General features: G+C 44.3%; 6 protein-coding genes and 6 pseudogenes. 4 read left to right on the forward strand and 8 right to left on the reverse strand.

Annotated elements, in window-relative coordinates:
• Positions 1 to 148: 148 nt before the first annotated feature.
• On the reverse strand, positions 149 to 1,012 hold the full coding sequence (locus H5P17_RS25795; RefSeq protein ID WP_182825840.1) for a LysR family transcriptional regulator: 864 nt from the start codon (positions 1,010 to 1,012) through the stop codon (positions 149 to 151).
• A gap of 576 nt (positions 1,013 to 1,588) precedes the next feature.
• On the opposite strand from H5P17_RS25795, the pseudogene H5P17_RS26765 reads away from it, so the two are divergent.
• The 3 pseudogenes from H5P17_RS26765 to H5P17_RS25805 form a co-directional block, all read left to right on the forward strand.
• Positions 1,589 to 1,911, forward strand: a pseudogene (locus H5P17_RS26765) (hypothetical protein); the annotation flags it as partial.
• A gap of 261 nt (positions 1,912 to 2,172) precedes the next feature.
• Positions 2,173 to 2,397 (forward strand): annotated as a pseudogene (locus tag H5P17_RS26845) (transposase); the annotation flags it as partial.
• 180 nt (positions 2,398 to 2,577) lie between these two features.
• Positions 2,578 to 3,435: pseudogene (locus H5P17_RS25805) on the forward strand (IS5 family transposase).
• Between the two features lie 201 nt (positions 3,436 to 3,636).
• Here H5P17_RS25805 and H5P17_RS25810 read toward each other — a convergent pair.
• From H5P17_RS25810 to H5P17_RS25820, 3 genes are all read right to left on the reverse strand, one after another.
• Positions 3,637 to 4,275, reverse strand: a complete 639-nt coding sequence (locus H5P17_RS25810) for a hypothetical protein (RefSeq protein WP_182825841.1) — start codon at positions 4,273 to 4,275, stop codon at positions 3,637 to 3,639.
• A gap of 10 nt (positions 4,276 to 4,285) precedes the next feature.
• Positions 4,286 to 5,026, reverse strand: coding sequence for a hypothetical protein (locus H5P17_RS25815; RefSeq protein ID WP_182825842.1), 741 nt, complete (start codon positions 5,024 to 5,026; stop codon positions 4,286 to 4,288).
• 312 nt (positions 5,027 to 5,338) lie between these two features.
• Positions 5,339 to 5,626: a spore coat protein U domain-containing protein gene (locus H5P17_RS25820; protein WP_370570064.1), complete on the reverse strand. Its 288-nt coding sequence runs from the start codon at positions 5,624 to 5,626 to the stop codon at positions 5,339 to 5,341.
• Between H5P17_RS25820 and H5P17_RS25825 the strand changes: the two are divergent.
• Positions 5,600 to 5,761, forward strand: a pseudogene (locus H5P17_RS25825) (transposase); the annotation flags it as partial. The gene H5P17_RS25820 and the pseudogene H5P17_RS25825 overlap by 27 nt on opposite strands.
• A gap of 8 nt (positions 5,762 to 5,769) precedes the next feature.
• On the opposite strand, the pseudogene H5P17_RS25830 reads toward H5P17_RS25825, so the two are convergent.
• The 4 genes and pseudogenes from H5P17_RS25830 to H5P17_RS26850 all read right to left on the reverse strand — a co-directional run.
• Positions 5,770 to 6,329, reverse strand: a pseudogene (locus H5P17_RS25830) (transposase); the annotation flags it as partial.
• Between the two features lie 112 nt (positions 6,330 to 6,441).
• Positions 6,442 to 7,401, reverse strand: a pseudogene (locus tag H5P17_RS25835) (transposase); the annotation flags it as partial.
• Between the two features lie 30 nt (positions 7,402 to 7,431).
• Positions 7,432 to 7,665: an IS66 family insertion sequence element accessory protein TnpB gene (tnpB, locus tag H5P17_RS25840; protein WP_182825843.1), complete on the reverse strand. Its 234-nt coding sequence runs from the start codon at positions 7,663 to 7,665 to the stop codon at positions 7,432 to 7,434.
• A gap of 163 nt (positions 7,666 to 7,828) precedes the next feature.
• Positions 7,829 to 7,975: a transposase gene (locus H5P17_RS26850; protein WP_370570065.1), complete on the reverse strand. Its 147-nt coding sequence runs from the start codon at positions 7,973 to 7,975 to the stop codon at positions 7,829 to 7,831.
• Positions 7,976 to 8,000: the final 25 nt, after the last annotated feature.

Here is an 8,000-nt window from a genome sequence, read left to right on the forward strand (position 1 = left end):
ATATCGTCTTCTCGTGATCTTCGGGAGGTGTCTATGGGACAGATATTGTATGTTTGACATACTCTGGTGTTGGCTATTGATATATATCAATGAAATCAGAAAAACAAAATCATCACATTAATAAATTATAAAAAGCAACAATAAAAAATCAAGAAAGCCACTTCCAATGAGTTGTGCAACTATCATTTAAGTAAGACAGAATTTGTTTTCCGTCACTTATTTGTGTTTCATCAACATAGATATGGTGGGTTATCTTCATATCTGAAAGCAATCTACAATTATAATCACGGGAAGAAATTTCCAATTGAGACTTAATAGAATCACATATTAATGTGACCGCCCCTCCTTTCCGAGTTAAGCTCAATCTCAATTGCAGACTGTCAACATTCATATGCCCCATAGAAAACCCTTGTTTCTGCAGTAGGACATGATTTTTCTTAAACGTAAGAGTTTCGGAAAAACTGTTACTCTGTACAAATGGAAGTAGTTTACTTTGTTCGATTGTTTTTTTTGATGAATACATCAGTAATAAATCATCCTCAGAACAAAAGTAATATGTGAAATTATTAATTGGCAATGGTTCGGTAGTAAACAAAATGTTAAAATTATTAACATCAATACATTCTAAATTACTTGTTGATGGTATCCGAGTTAGATTTATCATTAAAGATGGTTTCATCATCATCATGTGCTCTATAAGTACATTTACATGCGGAGAAGTTATACCGTAGATCCCAACATTCACTTGTTTTTTTTCCTTATGCATCCCCTTTATTCTATTAAGATCTTTATAATGGGGAATTATATTATCATATAAAAAACGCCCCTCCTTAGTTAAGGCCATCCTATTATTATCCCTATTAAACAACTTAACATTTAGACTATCTTCCATCTCTTTTATTCTACGACTTAATGGCGATGGGGTAATACAGAGTCGATCAGCAGCTTTGCTAATGGACCCCTCTTGTGCCACGACAATAAAATAATTAGCACGTTTTGACATAAATTCCATACGAACTCCTTTTGGGTATTACACTCCAGCTTTCACTTCAATTAACAATGCCATAACACAGTATAATAATTTACATGGCATTATAATGGAGAGTATCTGTTCACCTACAATAAAAATCATATAGCAATTTTATAAAAAGGTGGTATTTTTAAAATGGATAGCTTAGATGCAAAAAAGCACATAGCATCTAAATAACCCAGGCGAATAAATATGCTATTCGTATTGCAACAGTATGTAAGAAGCATCACGCATATGCATATCGCCTATGAAAAAGATCATCTGATGCCACCGATTACGATCGGACATCAAAATACAACACACAGAATAATCTTATATTAAGATATTGGTTTTATGATAAAAGCCTAGCTTATAAAAAAACTCTAAAGCCAGCCTTTCAGTTTGAGATGGTAATAAATCTGATAGAAAATCTACGCATGTAACCAAGATAATTCTGGTAGCTAGAATTATGAGCCGACTTAAAAATTTATGTATCTACCTGATCTTGACATGTTCAATCCAACATCAAAAAAGGGGTCAATTAGGGACGAAAAACAGTTGCAGGCGCTGGCTAACTAACTGGCCAAAAATCTCAAAATCCCTGAGGCTCTCACTAGTTGACTCACCTGCTGAAAAAATCAGCGTCGAGGTGGCGTTCAATGCTAAAATGCCCTATCACCTTGGCTAAGATAAAAATCATCCCAAACCGGGGACCAATGTCAGCAACGACTATTCCACTAAGACAGACCCGTAACCACGGGTGATTTCCCCTGCGTACGTCGCACGATCGTGACGGTTCCTTTGAACTTCAACTGGTGAAGAAGAACCTGCCCTGTATCACCGGGAGGTGATAACCAGATTTTATCATTGTATGCCACAAAAGAATGAGCACCCGAGAGATCGCCATCGCGCTCAATACGCAAGTGGATACACCGCGTTGATGGCATCCAGCAGGCCGTCAACGCAGGCGATGAGAATGTCGTTCAGACAGAGATTTTTCAGCGCTGTGAGCACGTTCAGCCAGAAATGTATCGTGCAACAAGCTTGCGTCGACTCTTGGAAGAATGTACAAGGCCGTTACCCGCGACCTGAAGGGCATCTATCAGGCCTCCACGGACATTAGCCGCTACCTGCAAACAGGTCCGCAGTTGGCTAGCAATACGATCACGCTCTTCGCCTACCCGACGGACATTTGCAAGGAGATCTACACGACCAACGCCATCAAGTCGTTAAACAGCGTGATCTGGCATGCAATCAAGAAACGCAAAGTGTTCCCGACCGACGGCGCAGTAAAGAAGGCGGTATGGCTGACAATTCTGGTGGCCCCACAAGACCGCTGAGAGACATGGCACATGTCGATGAGCTACTTTATTATTGAGTTTCAGTGACCAGCTGCTGGACGGGCAATTTACACAGAATGTTCCACTATGTAGACTCCACTGTCCTTCTGGTATAATCCACAACAGTGATAAGGGATCGCCTCCTAAATACTCGTCAATACGGTGAATGGCTGTGTCCCTTAATTGCACGAGCTATAGGAACTTTCTGTTTCCACAACATATTGAGCTATGGTCCGCTACGACCTTCCCGATGAAGCATGCACTACCATTCAGCCTTTACTACCAGCTGAACCCACAACACTGCGAGCCGGAAGCCCATGGGTAGAACATCGCATTATCATCAACGGCATGTTCTGGGTACTGTGTTCAGGAGCTCCATAGCGCGATTTACCTGAACGATACAGCCGATGGAAAACCGTTTATAACCGCTTTAATCGATGGTCAAAATCGGGAGTGATTAACGCTATTTCCAATAAGTTACTCTCATTTCTTGATGCGCACGGCTCGTTGACTGGTCAGCGACTGCGCTGAATGGCAGTAATATCCGGGCGCTCAAATGCACCCCCGGAGCACAAAAAAACATCCCGATATCACCGAAGATAACAGCCTGGGGCGCTCTCGCGATGGTTTTGGCACCAATGGCTACAGACGGAAGCAGACTCTCGTTAAATATCGTACTGAGTCCCGTATAGGCCCGCGAAAGTCAGTTCGCGTTACGGCCTGCTGGACGGTATTGGTGTCCAGCGCCAGAACGGCAGCATGAAACGCCGTGGTCATGCTGTACTGGCAGATAAAGCATACTCCGGGCGTGTGTTGTGTAACGAACTGAAAAAAGTATAAAAGCAGTCATTCTCCGAAAATACAATGAAAAAATGGCGTCTGATGGTCGCTCACAACTCGACACGTGATGTCTACCGCAATCGTAACGTTGTGGAACGGTGTTTTAGTCGTCTGAAAAAATATCGCCGGAGCGTCACACGTTACGACAAAACGGCGATAAATTATTTGGCAATGGTGACGCTGGGCTGCATCAAACTATTTTGTCAGCTATTATGTTGCCTAGCTTTTCACTTATCAGTCGACTGACTCTGATTTATTTAACAATGTTGACCATATCATAAAATCTTTTAATACTATTAATGTCAGAAAGATTGAATCTCAATGTCGTACACCCACACTTTTTATTATCGGAATTCACAGATCCGGATATTACACTACTATCTACATGTAAGTAAGGTTCTTTTTTCCATTCAGGTAGCTTGTCATTCATAAATAAACCCTCTACGGTTAATTAGTAATTAATCCTGATATTTTATTAAAAATTTCAATTTCTTCTCCCCCGAGACCTGAGTGTAAAGCTGAAAAATCTTCAGCAAAACTCCAGGACTTTACGTTTTTATATTCTTCACCTCGCAAAATTAAACTCAATGAGGAAGATAGGCTAACTGGGGGATGTTGTTCATGAATATCATAAAATGGGCGTAGATGAATTACATTCCCAACACTGAGTTTTATTTTTTTACGTCCTATTATTTTCGGCTTATCTCCAGTATAAATACTCATAATTGATGAATCCGTTTTATATATTGTAGTTTCATACCCATCACCAGAATAACCAACTATAAAAATTTCGAAGTCGTGATTGTGTTTTAACCCATAAATAAAGGTATTCCTTTCAACCTCAAGTTTTACTGGTTGCCAGAAAACAATACGAACAGTAAATTGTGGGCATTCATATAAATTAAAAAGGTAGTGGTTATAGATGCTTCTATGAAAAAAACCTTTATCCCTAATAGTTTCTAAGACTGATTCTCCGAGAATGAAACGATTTTTCGACAAAGATAACAATGCAGAAGAATAAATGTTATTCCTATCAGGATGTAAACGATTATCGATTACAATCTTGATGAACTCGTCTAATTTCATAATAGTCGGCTCACTCATATCGAAGAGAAGATAGGAGCTCAATAATTTTTTTGTTTTTAAATGAAAGCAAGATCTCCTTATATTTATCAACAGACTGATTGGGTAATGATTTGATGATTTTAAACGACTCCCATTGTACGGCAGGATGATAATGATATATAGTTTCCTTAGCCACACGAGTCAAGTTTTCATCACCTATGCTATTTAATGCTTGCAAGACAAATAAAAACCTAGCCGCCCCGTTATCACTTAAAAACCAGAACTTCACTTTGCCACTTACTTTATTAAAAACATTTACCTCACCAGATGGCAAAGGGAAATTTACATTTCCAATCAGTGTATCTTCTACCGAAATTACATGGTAAGCTTCACACTCACCATCTATGAGTATTGGTTTGTTTTTTTTCACAACAACGGCATCACGGACAACGTATTTTTCTAATACAGCATCATATTTATAAATCACTACTTGGAACTCTTTATTAATTAAAAAAACCAGCGTCTTTCCGGGGTACGACATAACATAATCACTTCTATTATCCTTTCTCAATGAAATGGTAACATTGCTATTCTCCCCTATTTCAACAACAACGCTTTCTGAGTTAACCTCCACACTTGCAATTATATTATTTAGATTCCCTCTAAGCTCTATTATCTTTTTAGATAAAAACGTTAAAAAAAAATCATGTTGGTTAACAAGAAGATCAATGGCTTGGTAACTATTCATGGGAAGTCTAAAATTCGTGTCCATAGCATTACTCCTCTAATAAATAACGACTAAGACTAAAGTACCTTAAACCATCCATTGAGCATTCCCCATAAAAAAACGGCTTACAATATATATCCAGCGCAGAACTTCTGCTCTGACCTCCAAACAAGGCTATCGACAACATATCATTACACCATAAATATTCAATCAATTCCCCACTATTTTTTCATCTAATTATAGACCCAAAAAACCTCTTTTCCCCATTTCCCCAATGAGTATATGAGGAGTCAGAGCCGACAGATTGCTGCCTCCCTGTCACTCGGTTACCAGATGATCGTCATGGCGACAGTATCACTAATAGGTTCCAGCAGCCGGCGTCAAGCCGGACATCGGAACACGGCCATAAACAATCAGTGGAACTGTGGCGCCGGTCCCCGTACCAGTCAACGCATTGGCACCACTGCCCCAAGTGGAGGTACGCGCTGCGTCTTGATATATTGTAGTTAATAAAAGCGTCCGCCGGGCTGGCCATGCGATGTAAGTATCCCAGCAAAACGAACCATTCACTTTTAGAAATCCTCCGACATACTGATTATGTCCCCTGAGGAGATTGCTATGCATAAGATCCGATTCACTGAACATCAGATCATCGCCGTTATGAAGTCCGTCGAAGCCGGACGAACCGTCAAAGATGTCTGCCGTGAGGCCGCTATATCCGAAGCCAGCTATTACAACTGGAAGGCAAAATATGGCAGGATGGAAGCTGCTGATATTAAAAATAAGACGAGAACCGACGGGTTGCGTACCGGCAGCCGCTGTTTTCCCTTACGACGAAAATTCAGTTTCAGCAGGCAGTAAATCCGGTGAACGCGTTTGTGGTTCCAGGTATTGCCCTGCCTGCGCAGCAGCTGGAACAGCTTCTTAAAACCGTAGCGCGGATAGCGTTCTGCCAGTTCAGTCAGCGCATGGATCACCGGTTCATCACGCCGGGTATCGGGCTGATAAAAATAGACCGTCCTGCTCAGCGATAACGTCCTGCAGGCCTGACGTAAACTCATGGCAAATTGCGCCGTCAGATAGCTGACGAGTTCACGCTTTATCGCTGGTTTTAAAGCTTTTTTTCGATGACGTCTTTAAGTGCCCGGCACTCAAGGCTGAGGTCAGCAAACATCTGTTTGAGCCTCCGGTTCTCGTCTTCCAGATCTTTGATTTTTTTAATATCGGCCGCTTCCATCCCGCCATACTTTGCCTTCCAGTTGTAATAGCTGGCTTCGGATATAGCGGCTTCACGGCACACATCCTTGACGGTACGTCCGGCTTCGACGGACTTCAATACGGCGATGATCTAGTGTTCGGTGAATCGGATCTTACGCATAGCGATCTCCTCCGGGGACATAATCAGTATGTCGGAAGATCTCTAAAAGTGAATGGTTCGGATTACAGGGATGCTTACACAATGCCGGTAACCCACGCAGCTCTGTTTCGACGGTATACAGCTGACCGATCCGTTTCAGGGCTTCCTCTGTGATTGCCGACGGTGTGCGGACATGGATATCGTGGATTTTTCGGCGGGCATGGGCCCAACAGGCCGCTTCCGTTATATCACCAGTGCGGTACAACTCGTTGAACCCGGCGTAAGCATCAGCCTGTAGCACACCACTAAAGTTGGCCAGGTGTGTCTGAGGATGGATACCCTTTCTGTCCGGGGAGTAGGCGAACCACACGGCCGGCGGCTGCATTGACCCGGCATTGCGATCGTCGCGAACATACGTCCACAGCCGGCCTGTTTTCGTCTTTTTATTGCCCGGCAGTAACTCCGGGACCGGCGTATCATCGGCATGAAGCTTGCCATCAGTCAGCACCCGCGCCAGCAGACCCGCCCCGGCGATACCTCGCTCTATAGGGCGTGACGGCGCCGCGGCCTGGACGATGCGATCGCTCCGCCTACAGGCATGTTTTTCCCGCACGGTGCGGATCACCCGGAAGGCGCTGCGCATCAGCTCCAGTTGTTCAGCCGCATCCTCTCCCAGATATGACAGTACGCCGCCACAGTCCGGGCAGCAGGTTTTTGCCGGCAACAGACGTTTTTCATCACGAGGAAGTGATTCAGGGAACGGTTTCCGTGTGCGAGTCTGGCGAAGGGGGCGCGGGACCTCCGGGTCATCCACCCGGCCGGTGATGGCGTCACTGTCCTGCTGGAGCGCCCTCAGCTCGGCCTCTGTCTGCGCGATGCGGCGACTTATTTTTTCGGACTGGCTGCCGAAGTTCATTCGCCGAAATTTATCCAGTTGCGCCAACAGCTTGTCGATTTCCCGCTCGCGCTCTTCAAGCTTAGCCTGCAGGGCGCTGTTTAACGCCTCCTGCTCGGCAAGAAGGCGTTTTAACTGTTCGATATCGTCGGGGAGTGCATTTTCCATAACCAGGCATGTTACCTGGTTAATGTCTTTTTACAACATGGTCAGTGAGTTAAGAAGGCGTTTAGGATGCCGCCAGTCGATGCCCTCCACCAGCATCGCGAGTTGCGCCGGCGTCAGGAACACTTTTCCATCACGTGTCGAGGGCCAGGCGAAGCGGCCTCGTTCCAGGCGTTTTGTCAGCAGGCACAGGCCATTGAAGCCATTTCTCATGTCGGTGATACCTGCCACCAACCAGATTTTTGTGCCGGTCGGTAGTGAGATCATCGTTTGAGCTCCCGTATCAACCTTGTCAACAGTTGTTCGCTGATGGCGCCATCAAGGCGGAGAGTCCCGTGCCGGAAGGCTACCTCGCATGACAGATTGAAGGCTTCCGGCTCATGAGCTGCCGCAGGCGGTTGATTGGCAGGTTCGGTTTCAGCATCCAGCGTTATCGGAAGTAGCTGGGGGGATCCACTCCAGGTGATGCGGGCAACTGGAGTTTTCCCTGTCGCCATTTAAACAACAGATTGGCGTTGATACCATTCTCCAGCGCCAGTTTTGAGATAGAGACGCCGGGCTCACAGGACGCGGCCACCAGTCGTTGTTTAAATTCTGGAGGA

The organism is Serratia sp. OS31, from assembly GCF_014164835.1.
GTDB lineage: Bacteria > Pseudomonadota > Gammaproteobacteria > Enterobacterales > Enterobacteriaceae > Serratia > Serratia liquefaciens_A.